General features: G+C 43.6%; 21 protein-coding genes and 1 riboswitch. Of the genes, 13 read left to right on the top strand and 8 right to left on the bottom strand.

Annotated features, from left to right (window positions below; all coding sequences use genetic code 11):
• Window positions 1–169: 169 nt before the first annotated feature.
• Together NSQ49_RS07845 and mscL are read right to left on the bottom strand one after the other, a co-directional pair.
• Entirely contained in the window at window positions 170–811 is a 642-nt protein-coding gene (locus NSQ49_RS07845) for a Bax inhibitor-1/YccA family protein (RefSeq protein WP_251283244.1), read from the bottom strand.
• A 68-nt stretch (window positions 812–879) separates the two neighbouring features.
• The gene (gene mscL, locus NSQ49_RS07840; protein ID WP_159862032.1) at window positions 880–1,251 is read right to left on the bottom strand and encodes a large conductance mechanosensitive channel protein MscL; all 372 of its coding nucleotides are present in this window, start codon (window positions 1,249–1,251) and stop codon (window positions 880–882) included.
• Window positions 1,252–1,384: 133 nt separating this feature from the next.
• Window positions 1,385–1,430, top strand: a riboswitch (PreQ1 riboswitch).
• Between the two features lie 110 nt (window positions 1,431–1,540).
• Here mscL and queF point away from each other — a divergent pair.
• The 4 genes from queF to NSQ49_RS07820 all read left to right on the top strand — a co-directional run bounded on the left by queF (window position 1,541) and on the right by NSQ49_RS07820 (window position 5,390).
• The gene (queF, locus tag NSQ49_RS07835; RefSeq protein WP_159862031.1) at window positions 1,541–2,038 is read left to right on the top strand and encodes a preQ(1) synthase; all 498 of its coding nucleotides are present in this window, start codon (window positions 1,541–1,543) and stop codon (window positions 2,036–2,038) included.
• Between the two features lie 155 nt (window positions 2,039–2,193).
• Window positions 2,194–2,484: a YhdT family protein gene (locus tag NSQ49_RS07830; RefSeq protein WP_251283243.1), complete on the top strand. Its 291-nt coding sequence runs from the start codon at window positions 2,194–2,196 to the stop codon at window positions 2,482–2,484.
• The gene (panF, locus tag NSQ49_RS07825) at window positions 2,481–3,923 is read left to right on the top strand and encodes a sodium/pantothenate symporter (RefSeq protein WP_251283242.1); all 1,443 of its coding nucleotides are present in this window, start codon (window positions 2,481–2,483) and stop codon (window positions 3,921–3,923) included. The genes NSQ49_RS07830 and panF overlap by 4 nt, the downstream gene beginning before the upstream one ends.
• Window positions 3,924–4,196: 273 nt before the next feature.
• On the top strand, window positions 4,197–5,390 hold the full coding sequence (locus tag NSQ49_RS07820) for a hypothetical protein (RefSeq protein WP_251283241.1): 1,194 nt from the start codon (window positions 4,197–4,199) through the stop codon (window positions 5,388–5,390).
• Window positions 5,391–5,429: 39 nt separating this feature from the next.
• On the opposite strand, the gene NSQ49_RS07815 is transcribed toward NSQ49_RS07820, so the two are convergent.
• From NSQ49_RS07815 to NSQ49_RS07805, 3 genes are all read right to left on the bottom strand, one after another.
• The gene (locus NSQ49_RS07815) at window positions 5,430–6,662 is read right to left on the bottom strand and encodes an aminopeptidase (protein ID WP_251283240.1); all 1,233 of its coding nucleotides are present in this window, start codon (window positions 6,660–6,662) and stop codon (window positions 5,430–5,432) included.
• A 162-nt stretch (window positions 6,663–6,824) separates the two neighbouring features.
• Window positions 6,825–8,138, bottom strand: coding sequence for a short-chain fatty acid transporter (locus tag NSQ49_RS07810; RefSeq protein ID WP_251283239.1), 1,314 nt, complete (start codon window positions 8,136–8,138; stop codon window positions 6,825–6,827).
• 100 nt (window positions 8,139–8,238) lie between these two features.
• Window positions 8,239–10,332, bottom strand: a complete 2,094-nt coding sequence (locus NSQ49_RS07805) for a DNA topoisomerase III (protein ID WP_251283238.1) — start codon at window positions 10,330–10,332, stop codon at window positions 8,239–8,241.
• Window positions 10,333–10,523: 191 nt separating this feature from the next.
• Here NSQ49_RS07805 and NSQ49_RS07800 point away from each other — a divergent pair, with 191 nt between their 5' ends.
• Together NSQ49_RS07800 and hutH are read left to right on the top strand one after the other, a co-directional pair.
• Entirely contained in the window at window positions 10,524–11,369 is an 846-nt protein-coding gene (locus NSQ49_RS07800; protein WP_251283237.1) for an STAS domain-containing protein, read from the top strand.
• 357 nt (window positions 11,370–11,726) lie between these two features.
• Window positions 11,727–13,220 (top strand): histidine ammonia-lyase, encoded by a 1,494-nt coding sequence (gene hutH, locus NSQ49_RS07795; RefSeq protein ID WP_251283309.1) that lies wholly within the window; start codon window positions 11,727–11,729, stop codon window positions 13,218–13,220.
• 38 nt (window positions 13,221–13,258) lie between these two features.
• Here hutH and NSQ49_RS07790 read toward each other — a convergent pair whose 3' ends face one another.
• Window positions 13,259–13,486: a hypothetical protein gene (locus tag NSQ49_RS07790; RefSeq protein ID WP_311315888.1), complete on the bottom strand. Its 228-nt coding sequence runs from the start codon at window positions 13,484–13,486 to the stop codon at window positions 13,259–13,261.
• 96 nt (window positions 13,487–13,582) lie between these two features.
• Here NSQ49_RS07790 and NSQ49_RS07785 point away from each other — a divergent pair, with 96 nt between their 5' ends.
• From NSQ49_RS07785 to motB, 6 genes are all read left to right on the top strand, one after another.
• Window positions 13,583–14,197 carry a peroxiredoxin gene (locus tag NSQ49_RS07785; RefSeq protein WP_251283236.1) on the top strand — a complete coding sequence of 205 codons (615 nt, stop codon included), beginning with the start codon at window positions 13,583–13,585 and terminating at the stop codon, window positions 14,195–14,197.
• A gap of 102 nt (window positions 14,198–14,299) precedes the next feature.
• Window positions 14,300–14,674, top strand: a complete 375-nt coding sequence (locus tag NSQ49_RS07780; protein ID WP_251283235.1) for a DnaJ family domain-containing protein — start codon at window positions 14,300–14,302, stop codon at window positions 14,672–14,674.
• Between the two features lie 31 nt (window positions 14,675–14,705).
• On the top strand, window positions 14,706–15,167 hold the full coding sequence (locus tag NSQ49_RS07775; RefSeq protein WP_159862019.1) for an STAS domain-containing protein: 462 nt from the start codon (window positions 14,706–14,708) through the stop codon (window positions 15,165–15,167).
• Between the two features lie 169 nt (window positions 15,168–15,336).
• On the top strand, window positions 15,337–15,711 hold the full coding sequence (locus tag NSQ49_RS07770; RefSeq protein ID WP_159862018.1) for a hypothetical protein: 375 nt from the start codon (window positions 15,337–15,339) through the stop codon (window positions 15,709–15,711).
• 137 nt (window positions 15,712–15,848) lie between these two features.
• Window positions 15,849–16,643: a flagellar motor stator protein MotA gene (motA, locus tag NSQ49_RS07765; RefSeq protein WP_159862017.1), complete on the top strand. Its 795-nt coding sequence runs from the start codon at window positions 15,849–15,851 to the stop codon at window positions 16,641–16,643.
• Window positions 16,636–17,433, top strand: a complete 798-nt coding sequence (gene motB / locus NSQ49_RS07760) for a flagellar motor protein MotB (RefSeq protein ID WP_251283234.1) — start codon at window positions 16,636–16,638, stop codon at window positions 17,431–17,433. The genes motA and motB overlap by 8 nt, the downstream gene beginning before the upstream one ends.
• A gap of 295 nt (window positions 17,434–17,728) precedes the next feature.
• Here motB and NSQ49_RS07755 read toward each other — a convergent pair whose 3' ends face one another.
• On the bottom strand, window positions 17,729–18,925 hold the full coding sequence (locus tag NSQ49_RS07755; protein ID WP_251283233.1) for an MFS transporter: 1,197 nt from the start codon (window positions 18,923–18,925) through the stop codon (window positions 17,729–17,731).
• 54 nt (window positions 18,926–18,979) lie between these two features.
• Entirely contained in the window at window positions 18,980–19,408 is a 429-nt protein-coding gene (locus NSQ49_RS07750; protein WP_159862014.1) for a MarR family winged helix-turn-helix transcriptional regulator, read from the bottom strand.
• Between the two features lie 159 nt (window positions 19,409–19,567).
• Here NSQ49_RS07750 and NSQ49_RS07745 point away from each other — a divergent pair, with 159 nt between their 5' ends.
• Window positions 19,568–20,953 carry an alanine/glycine:cation symporter family protein gene (locus NSQ49_RS07745; protein ID WP_159862013.1) on the top strand — a complete coding sequence of 462 codons (1,386 nt, stop codon included), beginning with the start codon at window positions 19,568–19,570 and terminating at the stop codon, window positions 20,951–20,953.
• Window positions 20,954–21,005: the final 52 nt, after the last annotated feature.

Here is a 21,005-nt window from a genome sequence, read left to right as displayed (position 1 = left end):
CCATTAATGGCCTGTTCAAGCGTCATATTTTTATCAGAATTTGGGCTTTCTAAAATATAGTTCATTCATATCCCGCCTTTCGGGTTTGCTTCTGATCATACTTAATTCTTTTAAAGGAATAAAGAATTCCGGCTTGAGTATAAAAAAAAACAGGAGTTTTCACTCCTGTTTAGTCCCGGCTCCCCAATATTCCAAAAATGCGAAGGATATTAATGAACAGGTTAATAAAATCGAGATATAGATTAAGGGCCATCAAAGGCACTTCTTCCGGAGACACTCCGTAATGCTTCATGCGGTTGAAGTCGAATAGCACATATCCGCTGAATAAAAGCACTCCGATGAAGGAAAAAGCCAGCATAGCATTAGAGCTTAACGGCCAGATGAGGCTGAAAATTCCAATCGCAATAAGAGCAAGCAATGCCGCCATCAGCATGCCGCCGAGGAAAGATAAGTCCCGCTTCGTAGTCGAAGCATACACGGCTAAACCTGTAAATACAACCGTTGTCGTTGCAAGGGCGGTTAAAACAGGATTTGGTCCAATAGCAGCCAGGTAATGGGCAACAATCGGATAAGTCGTCATTCCTGAAATAAATGTAAATACATAAAGGAATGTATACCCGATAGCTTTTTTGCGGCGGAGCAGGAAAGCAAAAAGCAGCATGCCGAGTTCAAGAATCATGAGCGGCAAAAACAAGGCTGGCGGAATAAAAACCCCCGCCATCGTTCCGGCGAAAGCAATCCCCAATGATAAGGCAAACGCCCTTAAAACAGAAGGCAAATAACTGTTATTAGCGGTGTGCTGTACATACATTTTTCATTTCTCCTCTAACATCATTTGTATATGTATATACGATAAAGTTATTCTTTAAGTTTCATTTTTTATTTATTTTTTAAGAGATCTCTTATTTCAGTTAAAAGCTCAACATTGGGATCCACTACGGGTTCTGGTGCTGCTTCTTCTTTCTTTTTGAAACGATTGTTGATAATCCTGATAAAGACGAAAATGGAGAAGGCCACTATGAAGAAGTCCACTATATTCTGTATAAATAAACCATATTTCACCTGTGCTCCACCGACTTTCACCATCAAATCCGTAAAGTCAACTCCGCCCATAAGCAACCCAACAAGAGGCATGATGATATCATCTACAAGGGAAGATACAATCTTTCCGAAGGCAGCTCCGATTACAACCCCAACCGCCAAATCCAGGACATTTCCCTTTAGGGCGAATTTTTTAAACTCATTCCACATAACCAATCACCTTTCTTTGAAAATTACCGTTATTATACTATGAAGAATAGGTGATAAGGAAGCACCTATTGACAGAAACAGGCTTTTTCTCTATAGTAACTATGACAATTATATTTCTATTATTCCCGTGGTATCGGGAGAGGTTCATAGCATCACCCTCTATAAAAAACTATGGCTTTGATTATAATAATCAACCATATCCAAGAGAGGATATGGTTTTATTTTTCAAGCTGTACTTTTCGGACCTTTCTTTTGGATCAGCGGGATCATATAAAGGGAGGCTATTTTTATGTCAGGAAGAAAAGATGAGGAATTAACAGATATTACATTATTGGGAAATCAGGGGACTAACTACCTTTTTGAATACTCGCCTGAAATTCTGGAGGCTTTTGATAATAAACATCCAAACCGCGACTATTTTGTAAAGTTTAATTGTCCCGAGTTTACGAGCCTATGCCCGAAAACGGGCCAGCCGGATTTTGCGACTATTTATATCAGCTACATTCCAGATCAAAAAATGGTAGAGAGCAAGTCATTAAAGCTGTATCTTTTCAGCTTCCGAAATCATGGCGATTTCCATGAGGACTGCATGAACATCATTATGAATGATCTGATTGAGCTGATGGACCCGCGCTACATTGAAGTCTGGGGCAAGTTCACGCCTCGTGGCGGGATTTCCATTGACCCGTACACGAACTACGGCAAGCCCGGAACAAAATATGAGAAAATGGCAGATTACCGCTTGATGAACCATGATCTTTATCCGGAGACGATTGATAATCGCTAATAGAAGACCTTGCTTAAAGGGCAATTTTAAAATATGATCAAAAAGGCAGAGCAATCTGCCTTTTTTGCTGCAGAATAAGCTGTGTTTGTGGAATATCAAGTAAAGAATTCCTTCAATGAATGCCATACTATAAAAAAGCTCTGAAGGGAGACAAAATGAAGAAAAGCATACATAAAAAAGATCCTCGTTTTAAAGTAGCAGAGAAAGAAGCGTGGATTGGCATTGGTCTCGTACTCTTTAATTTCATATGGTGGTATGGGTTTGCCTATGGACTGGGGTCAGCACCTGCCGATGAGTATACATTCATCATGGGGCTGCCGGCATGGTTTTTCTGGAGCTGTGTTGCCGGTTTTATTGTCATGGTGATACTGGTATCCGCGGCTGTGAAATTCCTCTTTAAAGAAGTTCCGTTCGAAGAAAATGGGGAAGGGAGAGATTCCGAATGAACTGGCAGGTTATTGCACCTCTTCTCTTCTTTTTAATCATTATTTTTCTGGTGGGTTTATGGTCCAGCAGAAAGATGGATGCCGGCAGCTCGTTTCTGCAGGATTATTTTCTGGGAGGAAGGCAGCTGGGCGGTTTTATATTGGCTATGACCATGATTGCAACCTACGGAAGTGCCAGCAGCTTCATTGGGGGCCCTGGTGTTGCATACACGCAGGGGCTTGGCTGGGTGCTGCTCGCCATGTCACAGGTTGTTACTGGTTATTTCGTCCTTATGGTCTTGGGAAAAAAGTTTGCGATTACAGCAAGAAAGTATAATGCTGTAACACTCATCGATTTTTTGAAAGAAAGATATAACAGCAAATGGGTTGTGTGGCTATCTTCTCTCAGCATCATTATTTTTCTGTTTTCAGCTATGGCAGCCCAATGGGTTGGCGGAGCAAGATTGATTGAGTCACTGACAGGATTAAGCTATTTATCTGCTTTATTCATTTTTGCGGCATCTGTTATGGTTTACGTGGTGATCGGCGGCTTCCGTGCTGTTGCTGTAACGGATGCCGTCCAGGGCGGGATTATGTTCTTGGGCACCCTGGTCCTTCTGGTTGCTGTCATTGTGGCAGGTGGAGGAATCCAGAATATTATCAGCGATCTGTCTTCAGAGAATCCGAATTTGATTACCCCATTTGGGTTTGATGGCGGATTGACTCCTTTATATGTTTCATCCTTCTGGATTCTGGTGGGAGTGGGGGTTATTGGTCTTCCTCAGGTGGCTGTAAGGGCCATGTCCTATAAAAATGCCAGAGCGATGCATAGGGCAATTATTATTGGAACAATCGTGGTTGGCTTTATCATGCTTGGCATGCATTTGATTGGTGTATTTGCCAGGCCGATTCTTCCCGGAATTGAAGTGGGGGATAAAGTTATGCCGCTGATTGCCATGGAGGTCCTTCCGCCGTGGCTTGCGGGAATTGTACTGGCTGCACCGATGGCTGCGATTATGTCTACCGTGGATTCCCTGCTCCTTCTGGTCAGCTCGGCGATTGTTAAAGATGTGTATATAAATTATATTAAACCTGATGCTGAAGAAAGCACGATTAAGAAAATGAGTTTTGCAGTCACAGCCCTGCTGGGGATTCTGGTGTGCATCATGGCGCTCAGTCCGCCCGATTTGCTTATCTGGCTGAATCTCTTTTCTTTCGGAGGGTTGGAAGCAGCATTCATATGGCCAGTTGTGCTGGGCCTTTATTGGGCGAAAGGGAATAAATATGGGGCAGTGGCCTCCATGATAACCGGCACAGTTTCCTATATTTTATTCCATACTTTTTATCCCAATGCTTTAGGCATGAATACAGTCGTAATGCCTATTGCTTTATCACTGGCATCTTATATAGCCGTAAGCCTATTTACCGAAAAATCAGCACCTGCAGCTGCAGAAATTTAAGCAAGAGGCCCCGGAATGGTATTCCGGGGCTCTTCTATTAAACCTGCAAAAAGCCTTTAGGCAGGGCTCTGGCTGGTTTATTAAAACGTTTGATTGAAGCAGGAGAGGAGTCATATATAAAGGATACGGGAGGAAACCTGTGCTTTTGTAAAAAAATGAGCATATTGATAGATTTGTAGAAACGATCCCTATTTGTTACACTTAATAAGTTGAAACGTAATTGTAACATTTGACTTTAAATGGAAATATTCTTATCACATTAGGGAGTATATAATGAAAAATTTTATAAATATGATTATGATTGCCATGCTTTCATCCGTTATTGCAGGCTGCTCAAGTGAAATAAATGCATCATTAAATACAGAAGAAATAAAACTTAAAAAAGAGGATAAAGCCGAATCAGAAGATACTGCCTCTGTGCAAGAGGATGGAAAAGAGAAAAAAGAGACAGTATGGCTGGAAAGCAATTCACTATACCAGATTGAAGCTGCAGACGGCAAAAAGAAATATACTGTTTTTCTTTATTCGGAAGACGAAAGAAGAACCACTCTGGCAGAGGACAGTGCAAAAGGAAAGAAAGGCGATACTTATTTTACCGGACATTATTCAGTTTACCTGGCTGAGAACGGGTCAAAAGAAGCGTATAAACAAGATGCTCTTAGTGACGGTGCAGAAATGTCATTTAATCTTTCAAAGGAACAGGTTTACACTCAGAAAATGAGGAACAAAACCATCATCTCAATCTTTCAGTCCAAGGGGGAAAATTTAGTTAAGGGTCAGCTGCTGGCGATTAAAGATGGAGAAGTGGTAAGAATCAGCACGGAAAAAGACATGACCACTACTTCCAACGCGAAAATAAAAACGATTAATCAAAAATTTATTCAAACTGCCCAAAATAAAAATGATGTATGGGTTATTTCAACATGGCATTTTAATGAAGAAACCTATTCAATGAGTCTTCACGACCGAATCGAGCTTTCCAGCGAAGATCAATCTGATATCGACTGGATGAATCTGTGGCTGAAAAAGGAAGCCCTCTACTATCCTTTTAAAAACCTTGCACTCAGTGGGGATGCCCTTGAGAAAGCAAAACAGGGAATCCCGCTCGGAAGTCCATTTCCGATTGGAACAAACATATCTGAAATAAAAAAATCAGATCCAAACTTTGTTAAAGAGGGGTTTGAAGATGGCAGCCCTTTTGTGATGTATCCTGAGATTACCTATTATTTTGAACGTGAAACCGGGAACGTTACAGCTATTTCCATTCCTGGGCAGCGGGTGAGAACATCAATGAACGAAATTACGTCAATGTTTGGCACTCCAGCAGCGGTTAGGGAAGAGAAGCTATCAGGTGAAACCATCTCCACCTACCCGGCAGATAAATATTCTATTGAGTTGATTTCTGATTTAGATGGTAATGTTAGTGAAATCGTATTAAGAAAAACAAAAAATCATGCAGGTCAATGACCGCATGATTTTTTATAGTCATAACCGGGCGCTTCTACTTTAAAATGCCCAGTCTCCTTTTCTGAATACAGGTTCGGCTTTGCCATCTTCCGTGATTCCGTCGATATCCATTTCAGCGGAGCCAATCATGAAATCAACATGTGTTAAGCTTTCGTTCAATCCGTTATTAGCCAGTTCTTCACTGGACATTTTCTTGCCGCCTTCGATACAGAATGCATACGCACTGCCGATGGCAAGATGGTTTGAAGCATTTTCGTCAAATAAAGTATTATAGAAAAGCAAATTGGATTGCGAAATTGGCGAGTTGAAAGGAACCAGGGCGACTTCACCAAGATAGTGGGAGCCTTCGTCTGTCTCAACCAGCTGCTTAAGGATTTCTTCTCCTTCTTCAGCCTTTACATCAATAATACGGCCGTTTTCAAATGTCAGGCTGAAATTATCGATGATATTTCCGCCATAGCTTAGAGGCTTTGTGCTCGAAACCGTACCATTCACACCTGTCTTGTATGGTACCGTGAATACTTCTTCAGTCGGCATGTTGGCCATGAATTCGTGTCCCTGTTCATTCACACTGCCTGCCCCGACCCATAAATGGCCTTTTGGAAGCTCGATTGTCAGGTCTGTACCTGGAGCTTTGTAATGAAGCTTCTGATATCGCTTGCTGTTTAAATAATCCACTTTTTCATGAAGTGTTTCGTCATGCTTTTTCCAGGCTTCAACAGGGTTGTCAAGATCAGCGCGAGTGGCTTTGAAAATAGCGTTCCAAAGCATTTCCACTCTGGATTCCTCCGGAGCATCAGGGAATACCATGTTTGCCCATGCTTGGGAAGGCGCAGCAATGACTGTCCAGCTTACTTTATCGGACTGAATGTATTTGCGGTATTTTGCAAGCGCCTGTCCGGCTGCTTTCTGGAAGCTTGCGATTCTTTCTGATTTTACGCCTTTCAGCAAATCAGGGCTTGCTGAAACGATTGACATGAAGGCAGCACCCTTTTCAGCTAAAGCTTCGACTTCCTTTGCACGCCATTCCGGGTACTCCGAGAAAGACTCATCCGGTGCTAAATCATACTTTGTGCGTGTGACAACATCATCGCTCCAGTTCACCACAACGTTATGAGCTCCTGCTTCATAAGCCTTTTTCACAATAGTACGAACCAGATCAGCTGCATCAAGCGTTGTATTAATAACAAGCGTCTGACCTTTTTGCACATTCACGCCGACCTTAACCGCAAGCTCTGCGTATTTCTCTAAATTGGTTTGAAATTGACTCATTATGTATTCTCCTTTTGTCAGAATCTTCATTTTCATTGTAGCTGTTCCTTCCGGAAAAAGAAACCTATTGAACTTAAATTCATGCTCCAGAACTTCCGGGCTCCATCTCCAGGCGGAGGAAAATAAAACAGCCAGGCCCTAAGATAGGCCTGGCTGTCTCTATTAATATACAAAGATCATTAAAATGGTTGTTACAATGCCCACCCATATGGCCATCAATGCACAGTAGCCCATAATATGCCGAATATGAAGGCCAACGACACTTAAAATAGGAAGGGCCCAGAAAGGCTGGATCAGGTTGGTCCAGGCATCACCCCAGCCTACAGCCATAGCCGTAATGGCGGGCTCCACCCCCAGCTGCAGCCCTGCAGGTACTTGCAGCGGTCCCTGCAAAGCCCACTGTCCGCCGCCTGAAGGAGCAAGAATATTGACGATGCCAGCGGCCCAATAGGTGAAAATGTCAAAGGTGCCTTTGCTTGCTATCGACGCCATTCCATTGATGATAGACTCTGCCAAACCGGAGCTGCCAAGAACAGCAATAATGCCGGCGTAAAACGGAAATTGCAGAATGATAGGGGAAATGGCAGTTCCCGCTTCTTTAAAAGCATTTGCGTACTGTACAAGTGATTTGTGAAGGATAAGGCCCAGGGATAGAAAAATAATATTGATAATGTTTAAGTCCAGATCACGGCCATTTACAAACTCGAATACTGCATAAATTAATCCAATTAAGCCGGTAATGATGCCGAGAAACGGTGTTCTTTCAAGTTTTCCCGCCGGTGTCTTTAAAACCTCTGCCGGTTCAGCCTCTTTCTTAGACGTCTTTCTTGGAATGTATGAAATGATGTCTTTCTTTGGTGCCATGAGCACTATGAAAATGGGCATTGTAATAACAAGAGCAATTAAAATAGCAATCGTCCCAGGATGGAAAATGGTTTCGGAAGTGGGGATGACCCCAGCCACTTCCTCCAGAAAATGGCCCTTAGTAGCAACTGTCAAACCAATTGAACTCGACAGGCCGGCTGTATATAGAGCAGTAGGTGCATAGGCTGCAGCCACTAGCAGCGGGAAGTGTGCTTTCTGATTTCGTTTCCCGACTTCACGGGCAATAATTGCGCCAACTACAACAGCAAGGCCCCAGTTAATATAATAAGCAGCAGAAGATACGAGAAAAGTCATTACGTAGGCCTGGTTGGCTGTCTTCGCTTTGGAGGAAAGCTTCTCAAGTAAACGCTGTACAGAAGGAACAGAAGCAAGTGTCATGCCTGTCATTAAGAGGAGCACCATTTGCATGGTAAAAGCCAGATATACCCAGAATCCGTCACCAAATGATTTAAATAGCTCAACCGGTTCAGAAGGCTTCATGAAAAATCCGGCTATGAATACAAACAGAGTCATTAGTACAGCAATGACAAAGGCATCAGGGAGATATCTTTCCACAAGCTTTGCGAAACGGCCTGCCATTCGGGTTAACATCCTATCACTCTCCTTTTGAGTATTAGTACATGCTATGGAGAGGACAGGCTGTGTATGCATGTGTAAAAGAAAGAGCCCTGGCGTCAGCCGGGGCTCTATATTAATCCTTATCTTCCATGGCAGCCTTCAGCAAATCGCCAAGGCTTGTTCCAAAGGAATCTTCCTTTTGGGTATATTTCTGAACAAGTTTTCGTTCTTCGCGTTTGTTGACGGCTTTCTTTTTGTCCTGGGCTTTCTCCACCACATTGCATGGGCGGCACTGGAAGTAGGTTCCTGCTTTGCCCTGATGGATCTCCATTTTTTTGCGGCACTGAGGGCAGCGGCGGTTTGAAAGCTTTGGATCCTTGCGCTTTCGGAAATTACAATCAAGACTTGAGCAGACAAGTATTTTCCCATCCTTTGTATTCCTTTCTTTCAGGAAGGAATCACATTCCGGACATTTTGAGCCGGTGAGATTATGGGCACGGTACGATTTATCGCTCTTTTTAATTTCAGAAACCAGGGTTTGAGTCTGTTTGCGGATGTTCTGCAGAAACTTTTTGGGATCTGCTTTTCCGCGTGCGATTTTTTCTAACTCCTGTTCCCATTTGGCCGTCAGTTCCGGTGATTTCAGATCTTCATTCACCAGGTCCATAAGCTGTTTGCCCTTTTTAGTCGGTAACAGCCTGCCATTTTGCCTTTCTAGAGCTTCGGTCTCAAGAAGCCGTTCAATGATTTCCGCTCTTGTCGCAGGTGTTCCGAGGCTGTATTTTTCCATCTGTGTCAAAATGTCGGCTTCAGAGTAGCGAAGAGGCGGCTCAGTAAGCTTCGCAGAGGACTCGGCACTTTGTATCGTAAAGCTCTGCCCTTTCGAAATGTTCTTCAGGCTCTGTTTTCCTGTTTCCTCTTCACTATTCCGTTCAGCCTTGCGATAACCCGGGTCGATAACGGCCGTTTCCCTGGCTGTGAATGTCTCCCCATTTACATCGATAACAGCATGGACGGTTTCATACTTATAAGGATTATGGAAAATGGCCAAAAATCTGCGCATGATCAACTCGTACAGCTTACGCTCATCAGGGGACAAATCCCCGAGATGCACACGTTCTTCCGTTGGAATAATCGCATGGTGGTCGGTTACCTTTTCATTATTAAAGACTCGCTTAGCCAGGACCCTGCCCTGATTCGCTAGGATGGGCTTCACTTCATCTTTATAGGAAGCAGCAATGCCATGGAGGCGATCCATCATGGTTGCCTCCATATCCTTTGTCAAATAGCGTGAGTCTGTGCGCGGATAGGTGACAAGTTTATGCTGCTCGTAAAGTTTCTGGAGCACATTGGATGTTTTCTTTGCAGAGAAGCCAAAACGTTTATTGGCATCACGCTGCAGCTCCGTTAAATCATAGGGAAGCGGCTGCGGCTCTGTTTTTTCCTTACGGTTAATGGACTGGATAACCGCTTTTTGTCCTTTTACTTTGGAAAGAACGCCCTCTGCTGCATCTTTGGAAAAGAGGCGCTTCTCCCCATTTTTCTCCCAGTCAGCCTGCAGGGGGCCGATGTGGGCTCGAATCGTCCAGTACTCTTTTGGAACAAACTTTTGAATGAGCTTTTCCCTTTCCATCACGAGTGCCAGAGTCGGCGTCTGCACACGGCCCGCGGAAAGGGGATCCTTGTATTTAGTCGTCAGGGCCCTTGTGACATTCAGGCCAATGAGCCAATCCGCTTCAGCCCGGCACACGGCGGATTCATACAGGTCTTCAAATTGTTTTCCAGGCTTAAGGTTTTGAAAGCCGTCCCGGATGGCACGGTCGGTTACAGAGGAAATCCATAATCGTTTGATTGTTTTGCGCCAGCGGATTTTTTCAAGTATCCAGCGTGCGACTAGCTCTCCTTCGCGGCCAGCATCTGTTGCAATGATAATTTCCTTAATATCCTTCCGCTTAGCCAGGTTCTCAATGGCTTTATACTGGTGGCTGGTCTGCTTCATCACCTTCAGGCCCATTTGGTCAGGAATAATCGGCAGATCTTCCAGGTTCCAGTTTTTGTATTTGCTGTCATAATGCTCCGGCATCTTTAATTCGATTAAGTGTCCAAGAGCCCAAGTGACGATATATTTATCGCCTTCCATATAGCTTTTATGAGATTGCCGGCATCCCAGCACCCGGGCGATTTCACGGGCAACACTGGGCTTTTCAGCAAGAACAAGTGATTTCATAAGTACTCCTTTCAAATTACAATCAGGCATTTCTGTACAAACTAAGTATAGCTGAAATTTGGAATGGGATAAACTTTGATAGGCAGTGAAGTAAATAACTGCCTAAGTTGTATTGCTTTTCATCAGCCACAATTCATTCTACAATGAACATACCAGTTTGTTTACAAATAGAAAGAAACAAGGTGAAATAAATGAATTCAAAAAATCGGCTACTTTATGATTACATTCAGGAGAATTCAAAAAAAATCACAGATATGTGGCTGTCCTTAAGGGAAAAGCAGAAAGGCTCCATTTATTCTGCAGATGCAGAACCTGCTTATGAAAAACTCCTGAGAGAACAGAATACGTTTACGAACAGCACTGTTTCAGCAGCTTTGCTGGATGAGGACACTTTTAACGAAAATATGGAAGAGTGGGCCATTACAGTAGCGGAGAGCAGGGTGAATTCGAATACACCCATTTATCAAGTGCTTGAGGCATTAAGTCATGTCCGGGAAACTTATTGGCATTTTGTTGAAAAGTTCATCAGCGAAAACAAGTCTGAAATCACAGCAGACGATGTATTGAAATGGAGTACCATCATTAACAGGGCTTTTGATAAACTCATCAATAAATTCACAGAGAAGTATTATGAATTAACGACTAACCGGCTTGCTGCCCAGCAAACTCTGATCAATGAACTAGGAACGCCAGTCATTCCAGTTATGGATGGTACGGCTGTCCTGCCGCTTATTGGCAATATTGATACGGAGCGTGCGCAAATCCTGATGGAAGAAATTCCGAAAAAATGTGCAAAAGAAAATATTGAGCACTTGTTTATTGATTTATCTGGTGTAGCCATTATTGATACAATGGTCGCCCATCAAATATTCTCTTTAACGACAGCTTTAAAGCTGTTAGGGGTCAAATCCACCATCTCCGGAATCAGCCCTGAGGTAGCTCAGACTTCCATTCAGCTCGGCTTGGATTTTACGGGTATTGAAACGTATGGAAAATTAAAACATGCTTTAAAAAGACAAGGTGAAAACATAGAATAGAAACAAAACTTGAACTGCCGGCTGAACTGCCGGCTTTTTATATGGAAATAATAAAAAACGCTTTACTGTGTTACCATTCTAACAATCTAACTTGTTAAAAAATGGGAAAATATCATTGACATACTTTATGGGAGAACATAGAATTAATTATATTCAGAAAATATAACGAAAATAGGCTGTGATAAAGATGAGACATCTGACAACAGAAACTGCACATAATCTTCTAAAAAAGGCTGTATTTCAAACCTGTGTTTGAGATACAGCCTTTTCTTTATCTCGCTAACGTACCGGGGAGGATATAAAATGGAAAAATTGACAGAATCAATGATGACTGCAACTTATGGGGAGGAGAACATGGTGGTTATTTTAAATGGAAATACCCTTACTTTGCCGGAAGTCAAACGAATTCTTTTTAAAGGAGCAAAGGCTGCCGCATCAGAGGAAAGCATGCTTCGTGTAAAAAACAGCCATGAAGCCGTTAAGAGAATTGTAAGCGAAGAAAAAGTTATATACGGAATAAACACGGGCTTTGGGAAATTCAGTGATGTAAGAATTGATCAGGGAGATGTCGAGGATCTTCAGCTGAATTTAATCCGTTCACATGCCTGCGGAGTGGGGGAACCGTTCCCTGAATCTGTTTCGAGAGCGATGCTCCTTTTAAGAGCAAATGCCTTATTGAAAGGATTCTCAGGAGTTCGCCCGGTCGTGATCGAAACTCTTTTAGCGCTTGTGAATAAACGAATCCATCCTGTTATCCCGCAGCAGGGCTCTCTTGGGGCAAGCGGGGATTTGGCGCCTCTATCCCACCTGGCATTAGTATTAATGGGAGAAGGGGAAGTGTTTTATAAGGGGGAAAGAAAGCCTGCCCTTCAAGTGCTTGTTCAGGAAGGAATAGAACCTGTAACCTTGCAGGCAAAGGAAGGGCTTGCCCTCATTAACGGCACCCAGGCGATGACAGCAATGGGAGTCATTGGCTATCTGGAAGCGGAGAATCTCGCTTATCAAAGTGAGCTGATCGCAGCAGTTACCATGGAAGGCTTAAACGGCATCATTGATGCATTTGATGAGAACATCCATCAGGCAAGAGGGTATCAGCAGCAGGTGGATACAGCCAGAAGAATAAGGGAGTATCTGTCAGGGAGCAGCCTGATTACAAGACAGGGGGAAATCCGGGTGCAGGACGCCTATTCCATCCGCTGCATCCCTCAGGTGCATGGAGCATCCTGGCAGGCTCTTGACTATGTAAAGGAAAAGCTTGAAATTGAAATGAATGCAGCTACAGATAACCCGCTTATTTTTGAAAACGGAGAGAGCGTCATTTCCGGCGGGAACTTCCATGGACAGCCAATTGCACTTGCAATGGACTTTATGAAAATTGCTGTAGCAGAGCTGGCTAATATTTCAGAGCGCCGGATTGAAAGGCTGGTTAACCCGCAGCTGAGTGACCTGCCGCCATTTTTAAGCCCTGAGCCTGGACTGCAGTCTGGTGCAATGATTCTCCAATATGTTGCAGCATCCCTTGTTTCGGAAAATAAGACACTCGCCCATCCGGCAAGTGTGGATTCAATTCCATCATCAGGAAACCAGGAAGACCATGTGAGCATGGGAACCATCGGATCAAGGCATGCATACCAGATTATACAGAATGTGAATAAGGTGCTGGCGATTGAGCTGATTTGCGCACTGCAGGCAGCAGAATTCCGCGGCTCTGATAAAATGGCTGATAAAACAAAGAGATTTTACGAAGAAGCTAGAAAAGTGGTGCCTTCCATCACAAAAGACCGGGTGTTTTCAAAGGATATTGAAGCATGCGCAGCCTGGCTGAAAAAAGTGGAAATAGACGCAATATAAACGGCAGGGGTCTGAATGGTATTCAGGCCCCTTGCTTTTTAATCTTTAGCTCTTTCCTCAAGTTCCTTTGCTTCATCTTCTTCAAAACGGTTTTTAAAAGCTTCCTGAGTCACAATTAATTCCTCGTCTTCCTGTGCCTCAGTGGTATGACGCTCAACCAATGTGTGTTCCGGAAATTCCCCCGGGTGATTCTTCCTTTTATGATTAAAGTGGACTCCGCGTGACATAATCAGGCTCCTTTCATTCTTGAATTTGCATTCTTTCACTATTTTTCCCCTCCGGCATCAGGACTATGTATGGCTGGTTCACTCAATATTTTCCGTTCAACTTTTCCTTTGTTCGCATAAGTATATAGAGCAAAGATGAAAGAGAAAAGGAGGGAGTCAGCCGTGAATGATCCATATACTTCCGTGTTTTGTGCGGGACGGGGAGACCGTGCGCCAGTTTTCGCTGCAGATGCTGTCATTGATCAGCAAATAAAAAAAGTTAATCTGGAGAACTATATTGGAAAATGGGTGCTGCTGTTTTTTTATCCGAGTGATTTTACATTTGTCTGACCGACTGAATTGGCGGCGGTCGCCGCTGTGACCCCATATTTAAAAGCCTTAAACTGTGAAGTCATGTCCATCAGTACGGACAGTGTCTATGCACATAAAGTCTTTAAGGAAACATCTCCGTCATTAAAAAATGTCAATTATCCAATGGTTAGCGACCGGACACATCAAATCAGCAGAGCTTACAGAGTATTGGATGAAAAGTCTGGAGCGGCCATCAGGGCATCCGTTTTTATCGACCCCAATGGCATCATCGCGGCAAAGCTCATTTACCCCGGGGAAGTTGGCAGAAATCTGCATGAACATGTCAGAATCATGCAGGGCATCCAATATGCACAGCAGACTGGGAAGGGAGTGCCGGCAAACTGGCAGCCCGGCCAGCAAGGGATTAATATGGACCCGAACCTGATAGGGAAAATCTAAAGGAGGAGGCGCGGGCTTTCTCCTTCATATACATAATTACTTTAATAAGCAGCAACTAATATATATAATAATAGGTACAAATGAAGTGAAGGGGGAGCTTGAGTGGACTTTTTTTCTATACTTTCTGAAGATCGGATCAAAAAGGCTTATAAAGACGGCGAATTTGATAATCTGCCGGGATATGGGAAACCTCTGCCGCCAGATGACTTGTCTTCTGTCCCTGAGAACTTGCGCATGGCCTATCGCATCATGAAGAATGCCGGATTCACTGATGAAGAAAACCAAGTGAAAAAGGAAATGCTGACGATCGAAGATTTAATGAAGAAATGTGATGACCAGGATGAAAAAAAGAACCTGCAGAAAAAATTAAACGAAAAGCTGCTCCGCTACAACAGCATGATGTCCAAAAGAAGGCAAAACACTAACTCATCCCTTTTCAAAAACTACGAAGAAAAAATTAACAATAAATTATTCTAATGAATTAGATGATTGGAATTGAGGAGAACACATGAATAAAGATGACTATATAAAGTTACTTGAAAAAAGAGTGGAGGAATACGAGGCAGCCATAGCAGATATGACCGCACCGATTATTCCATCGATCATTCCCCAGACGATTTTAGTGCCGATTACTGGCCTGCTTATGGCGGAAAGACTCGAAAAAATCACTGCTAAAATACTGAATCATATTAAAGAACATGATATACAATTTGCCATCATCGATTTTACCGATATAACGACCGACCGGATCGAGCAGATGAACCTTTCCGAACTTGGAGAACAAATCCGCAATCTGACTGATTCGATTAACCTCATGGGAGTTAAGCCTTACTTTGTAGGAATGACCCCGCAGCTTATAAAGGAAATCGTATTGTCCGGCATTGAATTAAATGCTGAAACACATGCTAACTTCCAGGCTGCTTTAAAGCATTTAATGAAAATAAACAGCTTAGTCTTTCAAAAAGGCTGATCTTTGCTGATTGAAAATCACATCCTCAAAAAATTCTTAAAACCCTCTCCTGAATAGGATAGGGTTTTTTTACTATACAGGCACATTTTCTTTCTGATTGGGGATTTGTCCATGCGAAAACCTCTCTCAGCACATATTCTATAGTATCCATGAGAAAGGAGGCAGAACTATGTCAAAAGATTGGAGAAGAAGATTTGAGATCAATGCAGATGAAGTAGAAATCAGAGCCGATAGAGTTATTGTAAAAGAAGATGATGATCGCCGCCGCGATGACGTGCGTGGAGCGGAAGACCGCCGCAGAAAGCACCGCCGGGATGACGATGTAGGTGGAATTGAAGACAACCGCAGAAGACATTGCGGCTGTGGAAGAGATCGTGTTGGCGGAGAAGAAGAGGATCGCAGAAGACATCACCGTGATGAAGTAGCGGGTGCTGGCGACCTATGGTACAACAGAGATCTGGCTGGATCTGGAAGAGGATGCAGACGCCGCCGGGATGACGACGACCGCAGAAGAAGAGGTTTCTGCGGCTGCCGCTGGATCTAAAAATAATGAAAACGAAGGCAGGGGAAGCACCTCTGCCTTTTATATATGAAAATTTTCCTAAAGAACTGTAAAAATCATCCGAAATTACTAATAGAAGGTTTTAGAGATTTTCAGACTACATAGAAGGTGTGGCTTGCATGGATAAAACTACGATAATAGGAGTCATATTAGGAATCATAGCAGTGGGAGTAGGAATGGTTTTTAAAGGGGTCTCCCCGTCTGTACTAATTAATCCTGCCGCTATTATGATCATTATCCTGGGAACTGCAGCAGCAGTGGCAATTGCATTCCCAACAAATGAAATCAAACGGGTCCCAAAGCTTTTTGGCATCTTATTTAAAGAAGAGAAGCTGATGAACCCATCTGAAATGATTAAAACATTTTCGGATTGGGCGCAGCTGGCAAGAAAAGAAGGATTGCTTGCCCTGGAAGTCAAGACGGGCGAGGTGGAAGATTCCTTTTTAAGAAATGGCTTATCTCTGGCTGTTGATGGGCAGAGTGCCGATTATATACGGGATGTTTTAAGTGAAGAAATCGAAGCGATGGAAGAAAGGCACCAGGCCGGAGCGCAAATTTTCAGCCAGGCAGGCACATATGCCCCATCCCTTGGCGTATTAGGAGCCGTTATTGGGCTGATTGCAGCACTCGGGAACATGGATGATACAACCAGCCTTGGTCATGCCATCAGTGCCGCATTCGTAGCGACCTTATTGGGGATATTCACCGGTTATGTATTCTGGCATCCGTTTGCTAATAAGCTAAAGCGAAAATCCAAGCAGGAAGCGAGAATTAAAAGCATGATGATCGAAGGGATTCTTTCTATTTTAGAAGGGGAGGCACCCCGCGTTATCGAGCAAAAGCTTGCTTCCTACCTTCCTGCAGGAGAACGCCGTAAATTCCTCGAAGAAAGCAGCGTGGAAAAGGATGAGTAGGCGGAAAAAGAAGGGGCATGATGAAGAACATGTAGATGAATCCTGGCTTTTGCCGTATGCAGATTTATTAACACTGCTTCTTGCCCTGTTCATTGTCCTCTTCGCAATGAGTTCTGTGGATGCCGAGAAATTTCAAAAGCTGTCAAAGGCCTTCAATGATGTCTTCTCAGGGGGAACGGGCGTCTTCGAATTCCCGAGTCCAATGCCTGAAGGACAGATGCAATCCACTGATGCAGTGTCTGAGGAACCAAACAAAGCCTTTGAGGAAATGGCAGCGCTTGATGAATTGGAAAATGAAAAATTGAAGCAGGCTGCCGACCAGGAAGAACTCGCAGAGCTGCAGAAAAGAGTCAACGCCTTTATTGAAAATCAGAACCTGGCTGACAAACTGGAAACCTCATTAACCACGGAAGGACTGCTTGTGTCTATCAGAGACAATGTCCTGTTCAGCTCAGGTAGTGCAGAGGTTCGTGAACAGGATTTAAAAATAGCTGGTGAAATTGCCGGGTTACTCATCATGGACCCGCCAAGAAATATCATCATCAGCGGCCATACAGACAATATTCCGATCAGCACCTCTAACTTCGAATCCAACTGGGAACTCAGTGTGATGCGGGCTGTCAACTTTATGAAAATCATCCTCAAGAATGACCAGCTCGACCCGAAATGGTTCAGTGCCAAAGGCTTTGGAGAATTCCAGCCGGTTGCCGGAAATGATACGAAAGAAGGCAGAGCGAAGAACAGGCGGGTAGAGATTCTAATATTGCCAAGAACGGGGAATCAGCCTTAGAAGGCTGGTTTCTTTTTTATTTTTGAACATAAAAATGCTGTAATCCGGCGGCACTGCAAGTCATTTTATTCATTTGATTCCCTGTCCGTGCCATCCGGCTTGCACATGCGGTCGACCATTACACCAAATAAAAAAACACAGGCGATGGGAATGGAAAAGTTTAATATATGAACAATGGTCATTAGCGAACCTCCCATAAGTTATTATGTCTATTATATGTAAATTTTCACAATGAATATTCAGAAAAAACATTCAATTAATATGGGGTAAAAGAAAAAGAGCCGTAAATGGCTCTTTATAATGGAAGATTTGCTTCTGAAGGTATTCTCTTTGGCTCTGTCTTTTTGCCGTGAAGCAGGTAGTATACGAGCAAGCCAAACAGTGCTACCCCGGCAAGCATAAAGTACAGCGAAGCGAAGCCAGTTTTGACTGCAAGTATTCCGAGAACATAGGACCCTAATCCAATCCCTGTATCAAAAAGAGTGAAAAAGGTTGAAGTAGCAAGTCCGCGCTTGTCTGGATCAGCCTGCTTGATGGCGACGGTCTGAAGACTTGGAACAATCGTGCCATACCCCAATCCGATAATCGCACCTGACAGCAGAAATACAAAGGTGCTATTGGCCTGGCTGAGCAGAAACAATCCTGCCGCAAACAGAACAATGGCTGGATAGATTACCTTATTTTCTCCGTAAGTATCAAACCAGCGGCCTGTAAACGGGCGGGACATAATAATGAACGCTGCATATACCACGAAGAAGAAGCTGGCGGCTTCAAGCAAATCAAGCTCTTTCGCATAAACCGAAATAAAGGAAAGAATTCCTGAGTACGCGAAAGCAAGGATGCCTGCTGAAATCGCAACAGGAACCGCATTTTTTTCAAATAAGCTTGAAAGGGTAAATTTCGGATGCTTCACAGAGCTTTCTGCTTTTTGCGGTATTTTTACAAAGGCACCCAGCACTATAGCGATAAATGACAAAACAGTACATAACGCGAAAATCCATGAAAAGCTTGAGTATTGAACAATCGTCAAACCGGCAAATGGTCCAATGACCATGGCCAGATTCATGAACATGGCATAATAGCCCAGTCCTTCGCCCCTGCGCTCGTTGGGCACAATTTCAGCAACAATCGCACCAGTCGCTGTGGTGGCCATGCCAAATCCAACACCGTGCAGGAATCTTAGGGCCAATAGGGCAGGCGTAGAGTCAGCCCAGAAATAAAGCAGGGAGGAGACAGCAAACACAATCAGGGAAGCCAGGAGAATCTTCCGGCGTCCAACCTCGTCAATCCATTTCCCTGTAAATGGCCTGCTGATCACGGCCGCAATCAAAAAGACGGAAATTATCAGGCCAACCTGTGTTTCGTCCCCTTTTAAATCATCCAAAATATAAAGGGGAAGCGTAGTCAGAAGCACATAAAACCCCATAAATAAGAAAAAACTCGTAATAGAAATACTCAAAAAATCCTTCGTCCATAAAGGCTGTTTCTTCATGTTGTCCTCCTAACAATGAAGTACCAGGCACCTATACCAATTTTGTTAACTGGTCTAGGTGCCTGGTACCATATTTTCTCTCATTTTTGCCATAAGTCTGATCATCGTGCTGATTTCTTCTTCGGTTATGTTTTGCAGGATGTTGCTTTCGCTTGACCTTACTGCAGCAAGCCAATTGTCATATTCCAGAATAGCTGCATCAGTCAGTGAAATCAATTTTTCTCGTTTGTCCTTGCCTGCTGTTCTGGTGATCCAGCCGGATTTCTCGAGGCGCGCCAATGTTCTGGTCATGGTCGGAGCCTCAACGCCCAAATAAGACGAAATATCTTTCTGTGTGCTTGCACCGCCTGTTTTCAGACGGTAGATAATCGTCCATTGGGCAGCATATAAACCAAGCGGCACCAGACTTTCGTTAAGGACTTTGGAAAAATGGCGGGTAAATTGATTTATGGAATGAAAAAATTCACTTTGATTAGGGTGCATTGTTTCACCTGCTTAAAATAGTTACCTAGCTAACTATACATGAAATATAAAAATATGTCTACCTTACATCTTTCTTTTGCTAACTAAGTGTTTAACTGCCAAATATAAGGGAATGGAGTATTATGGGCAACTGTGCATATCAATAAGGGGGAAATATTTTTGGATAAGCTATTAGAAGTCGTAGGAGATCTTTCAGGATGGCTGTGGGGATATCCCATCATCCTATTATTGGCCGGAACAGGGCTGTATCTATCCTTTTTGCTGGGTTTCTTTCAGTTCCGCTATCCGGTATATATATTTAAGCAGACATTCGGGAGTGTTTTTAAAAAGCCGAAGGGGAAAGGAAACATTACTCCGCTGCAGGCACTCACCTCTGCACTGGCTTCAACCATTGGAGCGGCAAACATCGTAGGTGTGCCTGCTGCTATCATGTTTGGTGGCCCGGGAGCAGTTTTCTGGATGTGGGTCATTGCCTTCATTGGCATGTCCATTAAGTTCTCGGAAAGTGTCCTGGCCATAAAATACAGAGAGAAAAATGAAGAAGGAGAATATGTGGGCGGCCCTATGTATTACATGACGAAAGGGCTTAATATGAAGTGGCTTGGTGTCATTTTTGCCTTCGCACTGATGATTGAATTAATTCCAAGCATTATGGTTCAGGGAAATGCCGTAGCATCTGCGGTTGGCGAGACCTTTAAGATTAATGGCCTTTACACTGGAATTGTGGTAGCTCTAGTAGTATCATTAGTTGTTTTTGGCGGAATTCAGAGAATTGGAAAGGTGACTGAAATCTTCGTTCCGTTCATGGCACTTATCTATGTAGGTGCAGCCTTAGTGGTGTTATTTATGAATCTGGGCAAGCTTCCTGAAGTGTTGGAATTAATCTTCACTTATGCGTTTCAGCCGATGTCTGCAATAGGCGGATTTGCTGGTGCGGCCATTGGGGAAATCATTCGCTGGGGATTTGCTCGAGGATTATATTCCAATGAAGCAGGACTTGGAACGGCACCGATTGCCCATGCGGCTGCGACGACTGACCACCCGGTACGCCAGGGCTTTTGGGCGATTGTCGGCATCGTGGTGGATACGCTGATTGTCTGTACTGCGACTGCATTTGTGGTTCTTTCATCAGGTGTATGGACAAGGGAAGGGGCAATGAAGGATCCTTCAGCCCTGACAGCAGCGGCATTTACGGAGTATTTCGGCTCCTTCGGAGGGATTCTTGTCGCTGTATCACTCGTATTCTTTGTGGTTTCCACGATCATTGTCGTTGTCTTTTATGGTTCTAAAATGGCTGAGTTCCTATTTGGCTCTTTTGCCGGAAAAGCCATCAAAGTCGTTTATATTGCTGCCATTGTTCTTGGCTCAGTGGGTGCAGCGCAAACCATCTGGCAGTTCCTTGATCTGGCGCTGGCGATGATATTGATACCAAATATCGTGGCGGTTCTGCTTCTGAGCAAAGAGGTCAAACAGCTGAAAAACGAGTTCTTTACTTCAGAAAAATATTATTTAAAGGATATTAAAAAAGACGATAAAGTGGCGTAAAAATGGGTCTCCTGCTATTGCCGGGAGACCTTTTTTATATTTTATAAAATTT

This window comes from Cytobacillus sp. FSL R5-0377, assembly GCF_038004385.1.
In the GTDB taxonomy this organism is placed as follows: Bacteria; Bacillota; Bacilli; order Bacillales; family Cytobacillaceae; genus Cytobacillus.
This window is presented reverse-complemented; position numbering and strand designations above follow the sequence as displayed.